The sequence below is a fragment of the Variovorax rhizosphaerae genome (genome assembly GCF_037889975.1).
Classification (GTDB): Bacteria; Pseudomonadota; Gammaproteobacteria; order Burkholderiales; family Burkholderiaceae_C; genus Variovorax; species Variovorax rhizosphaerae.
Window position 1 is genome coordinate 113,149 of sequence record NZ_JBBKZT010000019.1, and the last position, 17,715, is coordinate 130,863.

Here is a 17,715-nt window from a genome sequence, read left to right on the forward strand (position 1 = left end):
CCCGCAGAAGCGCCAGTTCACATTGACTCACAATCTCCGGTTTTGAAAAACATGACTGCCCATGCACACCAAATCGAGAAGACTGGGAGAAATTGCGCTGATCCTTGGCGGCCTCGCCGGGCCTGCCGCATGGGCACAAGGTGCTTCCTCTGCGGCTCCTGCGGAGGCTCCCGCCGCTGAGCCAACCGCAGCCGCGGCCTTTCCGACGCTCAAGGACGGCGCAAAGTGGGAAATCGCCATCTCGCCCTACACCCTGCACTGGAGCAACGACCCGGAACACAAGAACGTCTGGCTGGTCGGACTTTCTCGCTTGCAGGCGGATGGCACGATCTGGGGCCTGGTCGCATTCAGCAACTCCTTCGGCCAGCCGAGCGCCTACGGTTATTACGGCCACATCTGGGAGGGCGTGCTCGGCCAGCCCCGGCTTTATGCAAAGCTCTCCGTCGGCATCCTCTACGGCTACAAGGGCAAGTACGAGGACAAGGTGCCCTTCAACCACAACGGCTGGTCACCGGCAATCATTCCGGCGGTCGGCTGGCGGCTCACGCCCCATGACGGACTCGAGTTGGCGGCCCTTGGCACCGCGGGCCTGAGCTTCATCTACAACCGGAGATTCTGACCCTCTTGCGGGGGCCGTCCGAGCCTGCGCTGGCAAGCCTGGAGCCGCGGCCCTCTGCGCCTCCAGGCCGCGCACCCATCGGCCCGGCAAATGCGGTTCCGCGGGTGCCCACGAACAGGTCTCGTCTTGCTTGCCGTGGCTCATTAGAGAGCGCTTTGCTTGTGCCCTTCGCCCCGGACGGTCATTCCGGCGTGAGAAAATAACCGGTTGCCTTACCCGGTCATGCCGGGCTCACCGAACTCACCAGCAGGACACACCATGGACGCAGAACAAATCAACCAGATCGGCACCAACCTCGCGGACCTGAGCGCCCGCACGGTCGAGTTACGGGGGTATCTTTGACTACGATGCCAAAGCTGAACGACTGAGGACAGTCAACGCGTCGCTCGAAGACCCTACCGTCTGGAACGACCCCAAGAAGGCGCAGGAACTGGGCCGCGAGAAGAAGTCGCTCGACGACGTGGTCGACACGATCACCAAGCTCACGAGCGAACTCGCCGACAACACCGAGCTGTATGAAATGTCGAAGGCCGATGGCGACATGGATGGCCTGCAAGCGATCTCCGACGACGCGGGCAAGCTCGAGGAACTGATCAAGCAGCTCGAATTCCGCCGCATGTTCAACAACCCGGCCGACCCGCTCAATGCCTTCCTGGACATCCAGGCCGGCGCCGGCGGCACGGAGGCCTGCGACTGGGCCAGCATGCTGCTGCGCCAGTACCTGAAGTACGCCGAGCGCAAGGGCTTCAAGACCACCATCGAGGACGAGTCGCCCGGAGACACGGCCGGCATCAAGGGCGCGACCATCAAGATCGAGGGCGACTATGCCTTCGGCCTGCTGCGCACCGAGACCGGCGTGCACCGGCTGGTGCGCAAGTCGCCCTTCGACTCCTCGGGCGGCCGGCACACCAGCTTCGCCAGCATCTTCGTGTACCCGGAAATCGATGACTCGATCGAGATCGACATCAACCCGTCCGACGTGCGCACCGACACCTTCCGCGCCAGCGGCGCCGGCGGCCAGCACATCAACAAGACCGACTCGGCCGTGCGCCTGACGCACATCCCGACCGGCATCGTGGTGCAGTGCCAGGATGGCCGCAGCCAGCACAGCAACCGCGACGTCGCGTGGAAACGCCTGCGCTCGCGCCTGTACGACCATGAGATGCGCAAGCGCCAGGAAGAGCAGCAGAAGCTGGAAGACAGCAAGACCGATGTGGGCTGGGGCCACCAGATCCGTAGCTACGTGCTGGACAACAGCCGCATCAAGGACCTGCGCACCAACGTCGAGATCTCGGCCACGCAGAAGGTGCTCGACGGCGACCTGGACGCTTTCATCGAAGCCTCGTTGAAGCAGGGCGTCTGATGAAGGTCGAAGCACTGATCTTCGACATGGACGGCACCATGATCGACTCCATGCCCTGGCATGCGAAGTCGTGGGTGGTGTTCGCGCGCAACCACAAGCTCGACATCGACGTGAGCGACCTGCTCGCGCGCACCACCGGCCGCACCGGTGTCGAATGCATGCGCGTGCTGTTCGACGACCGCGTGCTGAGCGACGCCGAATGCGAGGCGCTGGTGCATGAGAAGGAAACGATCTACCGCGATCTGTTCCACGACAACTTCACCGAAGTGGCCGGCTTCACCGCCTTCGCCAAGGCCGCCGTCGCGCGTGGCCTGAAGATCGCCGTCGGCACCGCCGGCGACAAGCACAACATCGAATTCGCGATGTCACGCCTCAAGATGGATCCACTGCCGCTCGCCATCGTCGGCGGCGACGAGGGTTTGACCGGCAAGCCGACGCCGGCCATCTTCCTGGAGGCCGCGCGCCGCATCGGCGCCGATCCGGCCCGCTGCATCGTGTTCGAGGATGCGCCCTTCGGCATCGAGGCCGCGCGTCGTGGCGGCATGCGCGCCGTGGCCGTGTGCAGCACCCACACAGCCGAAGAGCTGGCCGGCTCGCACGTGATCGCGGCGGTCAAGGATTACGAAGAACTCGCTCATTCAAATTTTCTGGAGACACTCGATGCTGCAACTGCGTGATGCACAACCCGTAGCGGTACGTCGCGAGGACTACGCCGCTCCGGCGTGGTGGATCGACACCGTCGACCTGACCTTCGACCTGGACCCGGCCAAGACACGCGTGCTTAACCGCATGCGGATGCGCCGCAACATGGACATCCCCGCACAACCGCTGCGCCTGGACGGCGACGAACTCAACCTGGCGCGCGTGCTCGTCAACGGCCAGGGCGCGTCCTTCCGCATGGAAGCCGACCAGTTGGTGATCGACACCCTGCCCGACGCCTTCGAGCTGGAACTCTTCACCACCTGCTGCCCGACCAAGAACACCAAGCTCATGGGCCTGTTCGTGAGCGAGGACACCTTTTTTACGCAGTGCGAGGCCGAGGGCTTCCGCCGCATCACCTACTTCCTCGACCGTCCGGACGTGATGGCGAGCTACCAGGTCACGCTGCGCGCGAGCAAGGCCCTCTACCCAGTGCTGCTGTCGAACGGCAACCTGGTCGACCACGGCGACCTGCCGGAGGGCCGCCATTTCGCGAAATGGGTCGACCCGTTCAAGAAGCCCAGCTACCTGTTCGCCCTGGTGGCCGGCAAGCTGGTCGCGCGCGAACAGCGCATCAAGGCACGCAACGGCAAGGAACACCTGCTGCAGGTCTACGTGCGCGCCGGCGACCTCGACAAGACCGAGCACGCGATGAACTCGCTGATCCATTCGGTCGCCTGGGACGAAGCCCGCTTCGGCCTGCCGCTGGACCTCGACCGTTTCATGATCGTCGCCACCAGCGACTTCAATGCAGGCGCGATGGAGAACAAGGGCCTGAACATCTTCAACACGAAGTACGTCCTGGCCAACCAGGCCACCGCCACCGATGCCGACTACAGCAACATCGAAAGCGTGGTCGGGCACGAGTACTTTCACAACTGGAGCGGAGACCGCGTCACCTGCCGCGACTGGTTCCAGCTCTCGCTGAAGGAAGGCCTCACCGTCTTCCGCGACCAGGAGTTCTCGCAAGACCTTTGCGCCGATGCCTCGGCCCGCGCCGTCAAACGCATCGAGGACGTGCGCGTGCTGCGCACCGCCCAGTTCCCCGAGGACGCCGGCCCGATGGCGCACCCCGTGCGGCCCGACAGCTACATCGAGATCAGCAACTTCTACACCGTCACCATCTACGAGAAGGGTGCCGAGGTGGTGCGCATGATGCAGACGCTGGTCGGCCGCAAGGGCTTCGAGCGCGGCATCACGCTGTACTTCGAGCGCCACGACGGCTATGCGGTGACCTGCGACGACTTCGCGCAGGCCATCGCCGACGCCAACCCCGAGTCCGAACTGGCCGCCCTGCTGCCGCAGTTCAAGCGCTGGTACTCGCAGGCCGGCACGCCGCGCGTCACGGCGCGCGGTCACTACGACGCCGCCGCGCGCACCTACACGCTCGACTTCACGCAGAGCTGTGCGCCCACGCCGGGCCAGTCGCACAAGGAACCCTTCGTGATCCCGGTCACGCTCGGACTGCTCTCGCAGGACGGGCATGAACTGCCGCTGCACCCGGAGGGCGACGAAGACGCGGCCACGGTCCGCTCGCACACGCTGGTGCTCACGCAACAGCACGAGAGCATCACCTTCAACAACATCGACAGCGAGCCGGTGCCCTCGATCCTGCGCGGCTTCAGCGCGCCGGTGGTGCTGGACTTCGACTACACCGATGCCCAGTTGCTGACCCTGCTGGCCAACGACCTCGATCCGTTCAACCGTTGGGAGGCTGGCCAGCGCCTGGCCATGCGCCGCGCGATCGGTGCGATCACTGCCCACGGAGCCATTGCAGCAGGCCTTGACGAGGCCTACATCCGGGCCATGCGCGCGGTGCTGCGCGACCCGAAACTGGATTCCGCCTTCAAGGAACTGGTGCTCACGCTTCCCTCGGAAACCTACATCTCCGAACAGCTCGACGTGGTCGATCCGCAGCGCGTGCATGCCGTGCATGAAGCGATGCGCGCCCAACTCGCCACCGCGCTGTTCAGCGACTGGGAATGGGCCTACGAGCAGAACCAGGACACCGGCGCCTACCGTCCCGACCCGCTGTCGGCCGGCCGCCGCGCGCTGTCCGGTCTGGCGCTGGACAACCTCTGCCTGGCGGCGCGCGCATCCGGCGACACCGTGTGGCCCGGCAAGACGCTGCAGCGCTTCAAGGACGCGAGCAACATGACCGATCGCTTCAACGCGCTGTATGCGCTGGTGTCGTCGGGCCATGCGCTGGCGCAACAGGCGCTCGCGCGCTTCCACGCGATCTTCAAGGGCGAGGCACTGGTCATCGACAAATGGTTCTCGCTGCAGGCGGGCGCGCCCGACCGCGGCGGCGACGTGCTGCCGCTGGTCAAGCAGTTGATGAAGCATCCGGACTTCTCGCTCAAGAACCCGAACCGCGCACGCAGTGTGATCTTCAGCTACTGCAGCGCCAACCCCGGCGCCTTCCATCGCACCGACGCCGCAGGCTACGTCTGGTGGAGCGACCGCGTGATCGAGCTCGACCCGATCAACCCGCAAGTCGCTGCCCGCCTCGCCCGCGCGCTGGACCGCTGGAGCAAGCTCGCGGAACCCTACCGCAGCGCCGCGCGCGAAGCTATCGCGCGCGTTGCTGCGCGCCCTGATCTCAGCAAGGACACGCAGGAAGTCGTTTCCCGCGCCCTCGCCGGCTGATCGCAGGTGCCCTCGCCCCCAGGATCCGCGCACTTCGTGCTCTCCTCCCACCTCCGACCGGAGGCAACACCAACGGCCCGGCAAAGCCGGTCCCGCGGTGCTCCACGAACAGACAGGACTGCGCGACCTCCACACCCTATTTGAATGAATTGATATGCCACAGAACATTTCACTGACCCGCTACCTCGTCGAGCAGCAACGCATCGACGACAAGATCCCCGCGCAACTGCGCCTGCTGCTCGAAGTGGTCGCGCGCGCCTGCAAGAGCATCAGCCAGGCCGTCAACAAGGGGGCGCTCGGCGGCGTGCTCGGCACGGCCGAGAGCGAGAACGTGCAGGGCGAGATCCAGAAGAAGCTGGACATCATCGCCAACGAGGTCCTGATCGAGGCCAATGAATGGGGCGGCCACCTCGCCGCCATGGCCAGCGAGGAAATGGACACCATCCACCTCGTGCCCAACCGCTATCCGCAAGGCGAATACCTGCTGCTGTTCGACCCGCTCGACGGCTCCAGCAACATCGACGTGAACGTCAGCATCGGCACTATCTTCAGCGTGCTGAAGAAGCCCGAAGGCCAGGCCGGCGTGCAGGAGTCCGACTTCCTGCAGGCGGGCAACAAGCAGGTCGCCGCGGGCTACTGCATCTACGGCCCGCAAACGACGCTGGTGCTGACCGTGGGCGACGGCGTGGCGATGTTCACGCTCGATCGCGAGCAGGGCTCTTTCATCCTCACGGAAGAGAATCTCACGATCCCGGCGGATACGAAGGAGTTCTCGATCAACATGAGCAACAAGCGCCACTGGGCGCCGCCCGTGACGCGCTACATCGACGAATGCCTGGAAGGCAAGGACGGCCCGCGCGGCAAGGACTTCAACATGCGCTGGATCGCCAGCATGGTGACGGACGTGCATCGCATCCTGATGCGCGGCGGCATCTTCATGTACCCGTGGGACAAGCGCGAGCCCGAGAAGGCCGGCAAGCTGCGCCTGATGTACGAGGCCAACCCGATGAGCTGGCTCGTCGAGCAGGCCGGCGGCATGGCCACCAACGGCCGCCAGCGCATCCTCGACCTGGAGCCGGGTAAGCTGCACGAACGCGTCGCCGTGGTGCTGGGTTCAAAAAATGAGGTCGAGCGCGTGACTCGGTACCACGACACGCTATAATGGAAGGCTAGCCGGTGTAGCTCAGTCGGTAGAGCAGCTCATTCGTAATGAGAAGGTCGGGTGTTCGATTCATCTCTCCGGCACCAATGCAGATAAGGCCCAGCCGCTATCAAAACGATAGCTGCTGGGCCTTTTTCTTGAGCGATGCTGTCGCTTTTCGGCGCCTGCTGACTCGGTTGTTGCAACTCATGGTCCAAAAAGCCAAGGGCTAGCTCAGGAAGAAAACTTCCGCTTCAAGGCCACCCTCGTTTCGACCACCTCTCAAGCGCAGTCATCGCGATTCTCTTGTGCCGCTGCAGCGCGCGGGCGCCCGTCAATTTCGAAATCGCGGCGGTCGGTTGCGCGTGCTGGCCGGCCGCCTGCTGCGCGAATCGGACGCGTATGCCGAACTGCGCAAGCGCTACTGCCCGGCGTGGCGGCGAAAGCTGGTGCAGCGCCGTGACGCGACGTGATGCTTGCGTTCCGAGACTTCAGGCCGGTTGAATGCGCCGCATCAGCGCAGTCGTGGTGCGCGGCCAGCCCAAGCGGCCGAACCACGCACCGCCGGCCACCACCGCAGCAATGCCGAGGCCATAGACCACGAGCGCGGCGCCCTGGGCAGCGAACACGTGCACGAGCTCGCCGCCCCAGCGCAGCCCAAGCCATCCTCCGAGACCGGCCACGGCCAGGCGCGCGAGATTTGCCATCACGGGCCAGAACAGGCGCCCCGAGCCTTGCGAGGCGAAATGCAACACCTGTCCGAGGCCGAAGAAGCCGTACAACGGCCCCACGGTGCGCAGGTATTCGGTGCCGGCTTCCAGCATGGCGGGGTCATCGCCGAACAGCATCAGCCAGGGCCGCGGGAAGGCCGCCGCTGCGAGGCCGATCGCTTCGGTGATGGCGAAGCACATCAGGCCCCCGATCCACGCCGCATTGAGGGCGCGTTCCCTTTGGCCCGCACCGATGCAAGTACCGACGATGGCCAGCAACGGTGCGCCGAAGCCGAACACCAGCGGCACCAGCAAGTACTCGAGGCGCGCTGCTGTGCCGTAGCCTGCGATCGCGCCTGGCCCGAAATGCCCTGCCAGTGCCGTCGCGATGCCGACGGACAAGTTGGTGGCCACCGTTGCGATCGCGCCGACCAGGCCCACGCGCAGGATGTCGCGGAACAGCGCCCAGCGAAGCCGCACGCCGGCAAACCGTGGCTTGAGCAGACTGCGGGGCGAACGAAGGTACATCCAGAGCGCAACTGTCCCGCCGAGGTAGTACAGAAGCAGCGCTACCGCTCCACCGGCAATGCCCATGCCGGGAATTGGCCCCCAGCCAAAGATCAGCAAGGGCGACAGCGGCACCAGCACGACCACGCCGACGACTGTGACGTTGGCCGGCACGGCCATGTTGCCGGTGCCGCGCAAAACGGCGGCCAGCGAGTTGAAAAGCCACACCAGCACCGCGCCCGCGAACACCCAGTTCGAGTAGACCAGCGCAGCATCGAGCGACGCGCCGGTGCCGCCCATCTGTGCATACAGCCAGCGCCCTCCCAGCAGCAATGCCAACGTGAAAGCAAGCCCGAAGCCGAGCGCAATCACCATTGCATGCAGCACGAGTGCATCGGCATCGTCCCGGCGCTTGGCACCGAGCGTTCGCGCAATCGACGATGCGATGCCGCCGCCCATGGCGCCCGCGGAAGTCATCTGCATCAGCATGACGATCGGAAACACCAGCGCCATCGCGGCCAGCGCGTCGGTGCCCAGCTTGCCGACGAAGTAGGTTTCGATCAGACCGGCGCAGGCCTGCGCGACCATCACCAACACATTCGGGGCCGCGAGGCGCAGGACGGTCGGCACGATGGGCGCTTCCAGGAGGAGGCGCGTGCGCGGATCGATGGCGCTCACCGGGCGACCTCGCTCACGGCCGGCTTCGTGTGACGCCGCAGTACGTCGATCGTCTGGACACACGCCTGCGCAGCTTCCGTCCCCTTGACCGAGAAGTGGCGGTGAAAGTACTTGCGATGTTCCACGTGCTCATGGAAATGGTGCGGCGTGAGCACGGCTGAAAGGATCGGCACATCGGTTTCCAGCTGCACTTTCATCAACGAGTCGACCACCGTGGCGGCAACGAACTCGTGGCGATAGATCCCGCCATCCACGACCAGCGCACAGCCCACGATGGCGGCATACCGCGCAGACAGCGCCAGGCGTTTCGCAAGCAGCGGAATCTCGAACGCGCCTGGCACACCGATGACGTCGATGCGAGCGCGGGCAAATCCCTGGCGCTCCATCTCGTCGAGGAAAGCTTCGCGCGCCTGATGCACGATGTCGCTGTGCCACTGCGCCTCGATGAACGCAATACGCAGTTCCTCACCAGCCAGGGGTGGTGCGGAAATTTCAAGAAGATGATTTGTGTGATTCATGAGTGTTCAACCCCAACGGTGCAGCAATGCGATGCCGCCCAGATTCAGCACGGCCAGGAACACGGTCTCGCCGACCATGAGCGCCACCGGCCGCCAGCCCAGCGCCGCGAGTTGCTGGAACGATGTCTTCACGCCCAGTGCGGCAATGGCTGCGACCAGGCACCAGCGCGATACCTGGCTCAGCGCGCCGCTCAGGTCGTGCGGGATCACGCCGATGCTGTTCAGCGCCACCAGTGCGACGAAGCCCACCAGGAAGGCCGGCAGCAGCGGCGGCCGCTCCGACACTTGCAACCCATCCTGCTGACCGCGGTAGATGAGCGAGAAGACCATCACCGCCGGCACCAGCAAGGCCACGCGCAACAGCTTGACCACCGTGGCCGTGTCAGCCGCCTCGGGCGAGACCATGGCGCCCGCACCGACCACCTGCGCGACGTCGTGGATGGTGCCGCCGAAGAAAATGCCGGCGTCCGTCGCGTCCAGCCCGAGCAGCCGGGCGATGGCGGGATACAAGATCATCGCGAGCGTTGAAAGGGCCGTCACGCCCACCACCGTGAGCAGCGTGAAGCGCTGGTTCTGCGCGTTCTTCAGCATCACGGCCGATAGGGCGAGCGCGGCGGATGCACCGCAGATGCCCACGGCCCCGCCGGTCAGCAGGCCTTCGCTGGTCGAGCGTTCGAGGCGCTTGCCGAGGAAGGCACCGAAGGCGATGGTCGCCACCGTGCCAACCACCACCAGCACCACCGGGCCGATGCCCAGCGCCGTGACTTGCCCGATCGTGATGCGCGCGCCCAGCAGCGCGACGCCGAAGCGCAGCAGCCGGCGCGCGATGAAGTCGATGCCCGGCTGGATGCGCGCATCGCCGTCCAGGAAGTTGAACGCCATCCCGAAGAACAGCGCATAGAGCAATTGCGGGCCACCGTAGTGTTCCGAGATGAAGGTGGCGGCGAGCGCGATGGTGGTCGCGATCAGCGCGCCGGGCATGACGGCCTGCCAAGCGGCAGGTCGCAATCGGGTCAGGGTCAGCATGTCGTTTCAACCAGGGAAGAGGCCGCGCAGCATGAGCCCGATCACGGCCAACTGACTGCGCAGGTAGCCGCTGTAGCGGGGCAGGCCGTCCTGCGCGTCGCGCACGCGGCGGTGATAGAACATGTGCAGCGAAGCAGGCGGCAGCGACGTGGCGTCGGCATAGTTGGCGGTGGGCACGAAGGCCAGCTTCGCCGGCCCGGCCAAGCCGAACTCAAGCACCGGCTTGCCGCACTCGGCGCAGGTGCCCCGCTCGATGTTGGGCGGCAGCTTGTGCTTCCTGTAGCTGACCTGCGCTCCCTCTTCCACCTGAACGTCGCGGGCGCGCAGCACCGTCACGTCCGAGAAAGGCTTTCCCGTGTAGGCCTGGCAGATCGTGCAGTGGCAGATGAAGCGCGCGAAGGGTCGCGCGCTGACGCGGAAGCGGCTCGCGCCGCAACCGCAGGAGGCGGCCAGGGGCCGGAACTGGGTATCAGCCATGGATCACTCCGACGCCAGCACGTCGGCGTACTTCCGGCGCAGGTCCATCTTCTGCACCTTGCCGGTCGCGCCCAACGGCAGGCTGTCGATGAAGATCACCTCGTCGGGCAGCCACCACTTGGCCACCTTGTCGCCCAGGAAGTCGAGCACCGCGGCCTTGTCGACCTCGTGGCCCGGCTTCTTCACTGCGCACAGCACCGGGCGCTCGTCCCACTTGGAGTGCTTCACGCCGATCACCGCCGCCATGGCGAGAGCAGGATGGCCCATGGCCGCGTTCTCCAGGTCGATGGAGCTGATCCATTCGCCACCGGACTTGATGACGTCCTTGACGCGGTCGGTGATTTGCATGATGCCGTCGGCGTCGATGGTCGCGATGTCGCCCGTGGGGAACCAGCCGCCCTGCAACGCGGGCTTCTCGCCCTTGAAGTATTCGGACACGATCCACGGGCCGCGCACCATCAGTTCGCCGGCCGACTGGCCATCGCGCGGCAGGTCTTGGCCATTGGCATCGACCACCTTCAACTGCACGCCGAACACCGCCCTGCCCTGCTTGCTGCGCAACACATATTGCTGCCCGACGGGCAGCGCCGCATGCTTGCCCAGCGGCGCGCCCTGCGTGCCCAGCGGGCTGGTCTCGGTCATGCCCCAGCAGTGGCGCACTTCCACGCCGAACTTCTGGTCGAAGTCGCGGATCAGCGATTGCGGCATGGCCGAGCCGCCCACCACCGAGCGGAGCATGGTCGTGGGCCTCACACCCTTGGCCTCCATGTACTGGGCCAGGCCGAGCCAGATGGTGGGCACGCCGGCGCTGCAGGTGACGGCTTCGCTTTCCATCAACTCGAACAGGCTGGCGCCGTCGAGCCTCGGTCCGGGCAGCACCAGCTTGCAGCCGTTCATCGGCGCAGCATAGGGGATGCCCCAGGCATTGACGTGGAACATGGGCACCACCGGCAGCACGCAGTCGCTTGCCGACAGCGAGAGCGTGTCGGGCAGGCTCAGTGCAAAGCTGTGCAGCACGGTGGAGCGATGCGAATACAGCACGCCCTTGGGGTTGCCTGTCGTGCCCGAGGTGAAGCACAGCGAACTGGCCGTGCGCTCGTCGAACTCGGGCCAGGCCAAGGCATCGTCCTGCGCATCCAGCATCGTTTCGTAGCACAGCAGGTTGGCCAGCTTCGACTGCGCGGGCATCTGCGCGGCCTCCGTCATCAACACCCAGGCCGCGACGCCGGGGCACAGCGGCGCCACGGCTTCGGCCAGCGGGAGGAATGTGCTGTCGAGCAGCACGACCTGGTCTTCCGCGTGGTTGAGGATGTAGGCGAGTTGCTCGGGATGCAGGCGCGGGTTGCAGGTGTGCAGCACGGCACCACTGCCGGAGACCGCAAAGTAGGCCTCCAGGTGGCGGTGGTTGTTCCAGGCAACGGTGGCGACACGCGTGCCTCGCGCCATGCCCAAGGCGGCCAGGGCCTTGGCCAGGCGGCGCGAGCGCGCGCCGAGGTCGCGGTAGGTGTAGCGAAACAGCGGGCCGTGCGTTTCGCGCGAAACGATCTCGACGTCGGGAAACTGTTGCTCCGCATGCTCGAGCAAGCTCGAAAGCAAGAGGGGGCGATCCATCATCAAACCAAACATTTCTTGTGTCTCCAAAGAACCAGATTGCTTACTGCGGGTCCAGCTTGATCGACGTGAAAACGCGCCGATAGCGTTCGATTTCGCCGGTGTAGAACTTGTCCAGATCGACCTGCGACATGACGCGGGGCGACTGGGCGCCGGTGTCGTGCGTACCCTTGCGCACGGCGGGCAGCTGGATGACTTCGCTGATTGCGGTGTGGATCGTGGCGACCGCGGCATCGGGCGTCGCCTTGGGCACCAGCACGCCGAGCCACAGGTCGTATGTGAAGTCCGGCAGCAGCTTGTGCTGGCTCATCAGCGGCAGTTCCGGGAACATGGGATGCGTCTCGCGCGCGGTGATGCCCAGTGCCTTGACCTTGCCTTCCTTCAAGAGGCCCAGCGTGGGGCCGGCCAAGGTCCAGAAGGCAATATCGATCTGCCCACCGACGATGTCGGTGAAGAACTGGCTGCCGCCCTTGTAAGGCACGTGCACCATGTTCAGGCCGGTGCTCTGCGCGAACTTCTCGCCCACCACATGGAACAGCGAGCCGGTGCCCGAGCTGCCGTAGGACACGCTGGGCCGCTTCCTGGCCCAGGCGATGAACTCGTCGATGTTGTTGGCCGGGATGTCCTTGTTGATCAGCAGCACCAAGGAACTCGATGCGATCACGCCCGCCAGTCGCAAGTCTTCGGGCTTGTGCTTGACGGCGGCCAGGGCCATCGGCGCGAGCACCAGGTCCATGGGCGTGCCGAGCAGTTCATGGTGGCCGTCAGCGGGCGCGGAAAGCACCTTCTGGACGCCAACTGCGCCGCTGGCGCCGCCGATGTTCTCGACGATCATCACCTGGCCGAGCCGCTTCTGGTATTCGGGCTGGATGAGGCGGGCGAAGTAGTCGCCCGAGCCGCCCGCCGGATAAGGCACGACCAGCGAAACGTTCTTCGACGGAAAGGTTTGCGCCGTGGCGCCCAGGGCGATCAGGCCGCCCGCCAGGGCGACCGCGGCCGCCTTCAGGAATTTCATGACTTGCATGGCTTGTCTCTTTGGTTGTGGTTGATTGGTTGATTGATTGGCTTGCTTGCGTCAGCCCAGCGCCGCGCTGGTGGCCGCCGTAGATGCGGTGTCGTGCGGCTCGCGCGCCAGGCGCCACTGGACCGCCTGCTTCATGGAGCCTTCAAAGGTGCGGATGCCGCTGCGAACGAGCAGCAGCGCCACCGAACCGGCCACGAGGAACACGATGACCATGGAGGTGCCGATCGCGTTGCGGTCGCGCAGCACGTAGTCGGTGATCAGGCCGATCGCGACCGGGCCGAGGCCCGCGCCCAGGAGGTTGAGCCCGCCGGTGTACATGGCCGCGACCTGCCCGCGCATCGGTGCAGGCGTAATCTGCGCGACGATGGACGGGCCGACGCCGAACATCGAGAACGAGAAGAAGCAGGTGAAGCCCAGGAAGATGAGCGCAAGCTGCAGCGTGGGCACGAGCACCATGGCGCAACCCGAAGCCGTGATGCCAACGGCACACACCATCGCGACTCGCATGTAGCCGTGGGCCACGCCGCGCCGGATCCAGCGCTCGCCCAGCCAGGAGGCGAAGAGCGTGCCGGCAGGCCCGACAACGATCATCAGCGCACCCAGCAGCTTGCCGATCTCCTGGTAGCTCCAGCCGAAATGGCGCACGAAGTAGGTCGGCGCCCAGCCGCCGAAGCCATACACGCACATGTTGAAGAAACCAGCCCCGAGGATGAACGTGCCGATGGTGCGGCCGTTCTTCACGATGTACTGCATGACCTGTGGCAAGGGGACGTTGACGGCCTTCGACTTGGGCTGCTGACCACTGGAGGAGGACTTCTTCGCGACACGCGGCTCGGGCACGGCCAGCATGAAGATCGCCACCACGACCCCAGGCAAACCCACCGCGATGAAGGTCGCCTGCCACGGCTCGATGGCGCCCAGGAAAGGCAGCACCGGCCGCGACAGCGTGTAGGCGCCGAGGATCAAGCCGCCCGCAAAAAGGCCCACTCCAGAACCCACCGGGCCAGCGGCGCCGAAGACACCGATCGCACGGCCGCGCTTGTCCGCGGTGAACAGGTCGGCCAGCAGCGACACGGTTCCCGGGATCAGCACCGCCTCCCCCACCGCCACCACGATGCGCGCGACCAGCAGGTGCCAGTAGTCATTGGCCAGGCCGCTGGCGGCCGTGGCGAGGCTCCACACGGCAATGCCGATGGCGATGATCACGCGGCGGTTGCCGCGGTCGATGAGCCGCGCAATCGGCAAGCCCATCACGCCATAGAAGGCCGCGAAGGTGAAGCCATGGAGCAGGCCGATGAGCGTGTCGTTGACACCCAGCGTCTTCTGGATCGGGCCGACCAGCAGCGAGAGGATCTGCCGGTCCATGATCGAGAAGATGTAGGCGACCAGAAGCACGGCGACGGCGTACCACGCGCGGCCCGTGCTGACCGCGGGCAGGCCTTCGCCGCCCCGGGTGATGGATGCATGCATGTTTGTCTCGCTTCCGTCGTTCTGGCTCAGGCCTGCGCGGTCTGGGCTTCTTCGCGCCAGATGTTGTTCTCGCGCCAGAAGTTCTCCTTGCGCCAGTGCTCGGGCAAGCCGTTCGCGGTGGAGCGGATTACGCGCTTGAGCAACAGCTTCAGCACTTGTGCCTCGCGGTAGTCGAGCTCCCGCTCGGCGTCCCCTTCGGCCGCCTTGCAGCTGGCCAGCAACTCCATGGCATAGGCACGGCCTTCGGCGGTGAAGTGCACGAGTCGGGCACCGTCGTCGCCCCGCTCCAGGCGCACCAGTCCGCGATCGGCCAGCGTCAGCACATGCCCCGTGTCGACGTGGTCGCCAGAGATCGCCACCAGGCGCGCAATCTCTTCGCAGCTGCGGCCATCGCCCATGCTCAGCACGCTCAGGATGTTGTAGTGGATGTCGCCAAGCCCCTTGTCCTTCAGGTTCGCCTTGATCGGCATCAGCAGCTGGTAGTAGGCACGCCCCAGCAGGTTGCCCAGCCAGTCGCCCCCGAAGGTGGCGCTGATGTCCGCTTCATCGGCCTTCTTGAGCAGCAAGCCGTAGTTGCCTCCGTGGAAGATCAGGGGTGGTTGCGCGAAGGTGTCGAAGTTGAGGACCTCGCCCACGAAGATCACGTGGTCGCCGCCGTCGTACTGGTAGGCCACGCGGCACTCGAAGCGAGCCGAGCAGCCGTCCAGCAACGGCACCTCGCCATGCCCCCGCGCTGGCTTGATGCCGGCGAACTTGTCGGCGCCGCTCTTGGCGAATCGGTTGGACACCGCCTCCTGGTCGGCCGCGAGGATGTGCACCGCGAAGTGCTCCGAGCCCGTGAAGGCCTGGATGCTCGAGGATGTCTTGCCCAGGCTCCACAGCACCATCGGCGGGTCCATGGACACCGAGTTGAAGCTGTTGGCCGTGAGGCCGTAGTCCTTGCCGTCGGCACCGCGCGTGGTCACGACGGTGACGCCGGTTGTGAAGGCGCCGAGTGCCTTGCGGAACTGGGTCTTGTCGATCGTTGCAGTCATGTCTTGTCTCCTGTTTGGAATGAGGTGATTTGCCGCTTCAGCTCATGAGCAGCGGCATGACCAGGCGGCCGAAGCGCTCGGCCTCTTCGTGATGGGGGTAGCCCGAGAGGCAGAAGCCGGTGCAGCCCACGTCGACGAACTCCTGGAGTTGTGCGGCGACCTGCTGCGGGTTGCCCACCACCGCCACGCCGGCGCCGGGGCGCACCTCGGTGATGCCGGTCCACAGGTGCGGCGTCATCTTTCGGCCCACCGTTTGCGACAGCTCGCGCTGGCGGTTGTTGGCCGCCGAGCTGGCCGAGCTCGCGAGGTGCGTCACCATGGCCTTCGCCGCGGGCGTGTCCGCGCCTTCGATCAGGCGATCGGCCGCGGCCCATGCTTCTTCCTCGGTCTCGCGCACGATGACCTGCAGGCGCATCGAGAACTGGATCTCCTGCTCGCGTCCGTACTTCGCGGCGCGCTCGCGCATCGCCTTGATTTCCTCGCCGATCTTTTCCGGGTAGTCGCCCCAAAAGAGGTGAACCGCCGAGTGCTGCGCCGAGATCTCGGCCGCCTGCTCGGAGCCTCCGCCCAGGAAGAAGGGTGGATGCGGGCGCTGTACGACGCTGGGCACGATCTTCGGGCCGTCGACGCGGTAGTGCTTGCCGTCGAACTTGACGCCCTCCTCCGTCCACAGGCGCTTCATGAGGCGCACTTCCTCCTCGAGTTGCTCATAGCGCAGTTCCTTCGAGGCGTGACCACCTTCGGCCACGGCATCCTTCTCGCTGAGGCCGGCGATCAGGTTGAGGTAGACGCGGCCGCCCGAGAGCTGGTCCATGGCCGTCACCATCTTGGCGTGCGCCACCGGATGGAAGTAGCCTGGCTTGATGGCGACCAGCGCCTTCAGCTTCTTCGTGCGGGCCAGCATGAAGGAAGCCGTGACCCACGCGTCCCAGCACAGGGGCGTGACGGGCACGAGCATGTAGTCGAAGCCGGCGGCCTCTGCCGCCAGGCTGACGCGCTCGAAGTGCTCGAGGGATTGGGGGATGCTCTGGGTCGGGTCGCCGAATGCGCTGGTGTCGCCGAGCGTCGGGCAGAACCAGCCCATCGAAAGGGGTGCCTTGTTGGCCATGTGTGTGTCTCCGGTTTGAAGGGGGGTTGAGGTGTTCAGAACCTCCATTGCACCGCTGGCAGCTTGATAAGTAAAATGAAACGATCGGATTGAATGTATGCACAAACTGAATATCGACACCTTCGACCTGAACTTGCTGGCGGTGTTTCTCAAGCTGTGGGAGACGCGCAGCGTGACGCGGGCCAGCGACAAGCTCGCGCTGAGCCAGCCGGCGGTGAGCCATGCGCTGCGGCGCCTGCGCGACGCGGTGGGTGACGAGCTTTTCGTGTCAGGTCGCGACGGCCTGGTGCCGACCGCACGGGCCGAGCAACTGTTGACACCGGTGCGCCAGGCGCTGTCGCAGATCGGCCTCGCCCTGCAGGCGGGCGAGACCTTCGTGCCCTCGCTGGCGCAGCGTGAGTTCCGCATCGCCGGCGGCGACCTTGTGGAGTTCGCGATTGCGCCGCAGCTGATCGAGACGGTGGCGCAGGAGGCGCCGGGCATCCTCATCAAGCTGGTGCCGGTGCCCGAGGGCGAATCGGGCTACGAGTCGCTCGAAGCCGGAGCGGTCGACGTGGTGCTGGACGGCACGACCGTCAAGGGCTCGGGCGTGCGCAACGAGGTGGCGGCCAACATCGGGCTCACCACCCTGATCTGGAAGCGTGAGCGGCTGACGAAGAAGCGCTTTCCGCTCGATCTGTACCTCAAGCGCCCGCACATCGTGATCCGCCTGGCCGAGCGGCGCGGCAGCGTGGTCGACCAGACCCTGGCCGCGCAGAACCTGAAGCGCCCGATCGGGGCGGTGGTGCAGCACTTCATCGCGATGCCGGCGATCGCAGCGCGCACCGGCTACATCTGCAACCTGCCCAGCGGCATGGCGCCGACCTTCGCCGACCTGTTCGGCCTGAGCATGCACGAGCCGCCGATGGACTTCGCGCCCTCCCCCCTGTACATCGCGTGGCACAAGCGCTTCGAGGCCGACCAGGCGTTGGCCTGGTTGCTGCAGAAGATCCGGCAGGCGGTGGCGACGGTCGCTTGATCGGCCTGCGGGAGCCGCATCGCGCGCTACTTCGCCTTCCGCCGGCCCGCTGAGAGGAAGACG

At 65.7% G+C, this 17,715-nt stretch carries 16 protein-coding genes and 1 tRNA gene; 8 read left to right on the forward strand and 9 right to left on the reverse strand.

The genetic code is table 11. The features are described from left to right. Nucleotides 1-61 precede the first annotated feature (61 nt). The 7 genes from WKW82_RS31050 (at nucleotide 62) to WKW82_RS31080 (ending at nucleotide 6,944) form a co-directional block, all read left to right on the forward strand. Entirely contained in the window at nucleotides 62-619 is a 558-nt protein-coding gene (locus WKW82_RS31050; protein ID WP_340346621.1) for an ABC transporter ATP-binding protein, read from the forward strand. Between the two features lie 258 nt (nucleotides 620-877). Beyond that, nucleotides 878-1,982, forward strand: a protein-coding gene (prfB, locus tag WKW82_RS31055) for a peptide chain release factor 2 (protein ID WP_340346622.1) whose coding sequence is annotated in 2 segments (ribosomal slippage) — nucleotides 878-958 and nucleotides 960-1,982 — 1,104 coding nt in all. Because the reading frame shifts where the segments join, the coding sequence is not laid out codon by codon here. Beyond that, a complete protein-coding gene (locus tag WKW82_RS31060; RefSeq protein ID WP_340346623.1) occupies nucleotides 1,982-2,659 on the forward strand; it encodes an HAD family hydrolase in 678 nt (225 codons plus the stop codon). Before prfB ends, WKW82_RS31060 begins: the two co-directional genes overlap by 1 nt. Further along, a complete protein-coding gene (pepN, locus tag WKW82_RS31065; RefSeq protein WP_340346625.1) occupies nucleotides 2,643-5,330 on the forward strand; it encodes an aminopeptidase N in 2,688 nt (895 codons plus the stop codon). Before WKW82_RS31060 ends, pepN begins: the two co-directional genes overlap by 17 nt. Nucleotides 5,331-5,484: 154 nt before the next feature. After that, nucleotides 5,485-6,492: a class 1 fructose-bisphosphatase gene (locus WKW82_RS31070; protein WP_340346627.1), complete on the forward strand. Its 1,008-nt coding sequence runs from the start codon at nucleotides 5,485-5,487 to the stop codon at nucleotides 6,490-6,492. 10 nt (nucleotides 6,493-6,502) lie between these two features. Continuing rightward, nucleotides 6,503-6,578: transfer RNA gene (locus WKW82_RS31075), tRNA-Thr, on the forward strand. A gap of 201 nt (nucleotides 6,579-6,779) precedes the next feature. Then, complete coding sequence (locus WKW82_RS31080; protein ID WP_340346629.1) at nucleotides 6,780-6,944, forward strand: hypothetical protein; 165 nt, start codon at nucleotides 6,780-6,782, stop codon at nucleotides 6,942-6,944. 18 nt (nucleotides 6,945-6,962) lie between these two features. Here WKW82_RS31080 and WKW82_RS31085 read toward each other — a convergent pair whose 3' ends face one another. From WKW82_RS31085 to WKW82_RS31125, 9 genes are read right to left on the reverse strand one after another with little or no spacing between them, the layout of a single operon-like run. Continuing rightward, nucleotides 6,963-8,366 carry an MATE family efflux transporter gene (locus WKW82_RS31085; RefSeq protein WP_340346631.1) on the reverse strand — a complete coding sequence of 468 codons (1,404 nt, stop codon included), beginning with the start codon at nucleotides 8,364-8,366 and terminating at the stop codon, nucleotides 6,963-6,965. Further along, a complete protein-coding gene (locus WKW82_RS31090; RefSeq protein WP_340346633.1) occupies nucleotides 8,363-8,884 on the reverse strand; it encodes a 6,7-dimethyl-8-ribityllumazine synthase in 522 nt (173 codons plus the stop codon). Before WKW82_RS31090 ends, WKW82_RS31085 begins: the two co-directional genes overlap by 4 nt. A 6-nt stretch (nucleotides 8,885-8,890) precedes the next feature. Beyond that, a complete protein-coding gene (locus WKW82_RS31095; RefSeq protein WP_340346634.1) occupies nucleotides 8,891-9,910 on the reverse strand; it encodes a YeiH family protein in 1,020 nt (339 codons plus the stop codon). A 6-nt stretch (nucleotides 9,911-9,916) separates the two neighbouring features. Then, a complete protein-coding gene (locus WKW82_RS31100; RefSeq protein WP_340346636.1) occupies nucleotides 9,917-10,387 on the reverse strand; it encodes a GFA family protein in 471 nt (156 codons plus the stop codon). A gap of 3 nt (nucleotides 10,388-10,390) precedes the next feature. Further along, a complete protein-coding gene (locus WKW82_RS31105; protein ID WP_422823641.1) occupies nucleotides 10,391-12,001 on the reverse strand; it encodes a 3-(methylthio)propionyl-CoA ligase in 1,611 nt (536 codons plus the stop codon). A 40-nt stretch (nucleotides 12,002-12,041) separates the two neighbouring features. Beyond that, nucleotides 12,042-13,022, reverse strand: coding sequence for a Bug family tripartite tricarboxylate transporter substrate binding protein (locus WKW82_RS31110; protein WP_340346639.1), 981 nt, complete (start codon nucleotides 13,020-13,022; stop codon nucleotides 12,042-12,044). 51 nt (nucleotides 13,023-13,073) lie between these two features. Further along, the gene (locus tag WKW82_RS31115; protein ID WP_340346641.1) at nucleotides 13,074-14,492 is read right to left on the reverse strand and encodes a spinster family MFS transporter; all 1,419 of its coding nucleotides are present in this window, start codon (nucleotides 14,490-14,492) and stop codon (nucleotides 13,074-13,076) included. A gap of 26 nt (nucleotides 14,493-14,518) precedes the next feature. After that, complete coding sequence (locus WKW82_RS31120) at nucleotides 14,519-15,526, reverse strand: flavin reductase (protein ID WP_340346642.1); 1,008 nt, start codon at nucleotides 15,524-15,526, stop codon at nucleotides 14,519-14,521. A gap of 37 nt (nucleotides 15,527-15,563) precedes the next feature. Further along, entirely contained in the window at nucleotides 15,564-16,634 is a 1,071-nt protein-coding gene (locus WKW82_RS31125) for an LLM class flavin-dependent oxidoreductase (protein ID WP_340346643.1), read from the reverse strand. A 97-nt stretch (nucleotides 16,635-16,731) separates the two neighbouring features. Here WKW82_RS31125 and WKW82_RS31130 point away from each other — a divergent pair, with 97 nt between their 5' ends. Then, nucleotides 16,732-17,652 (forward strand): LysR family transcriptional regulator, encoded by a 921-nt coding sequence (locus WKW82_RS31130; RefSeq protein ID WP_340346644.1) that lies wholly within the window; start codon nucleotides 16,732-16,734, stop codon nucleotides 17,650-17,652. Nucleotides 17,653-17,715 lie beyond the last annotated feature (63 nt).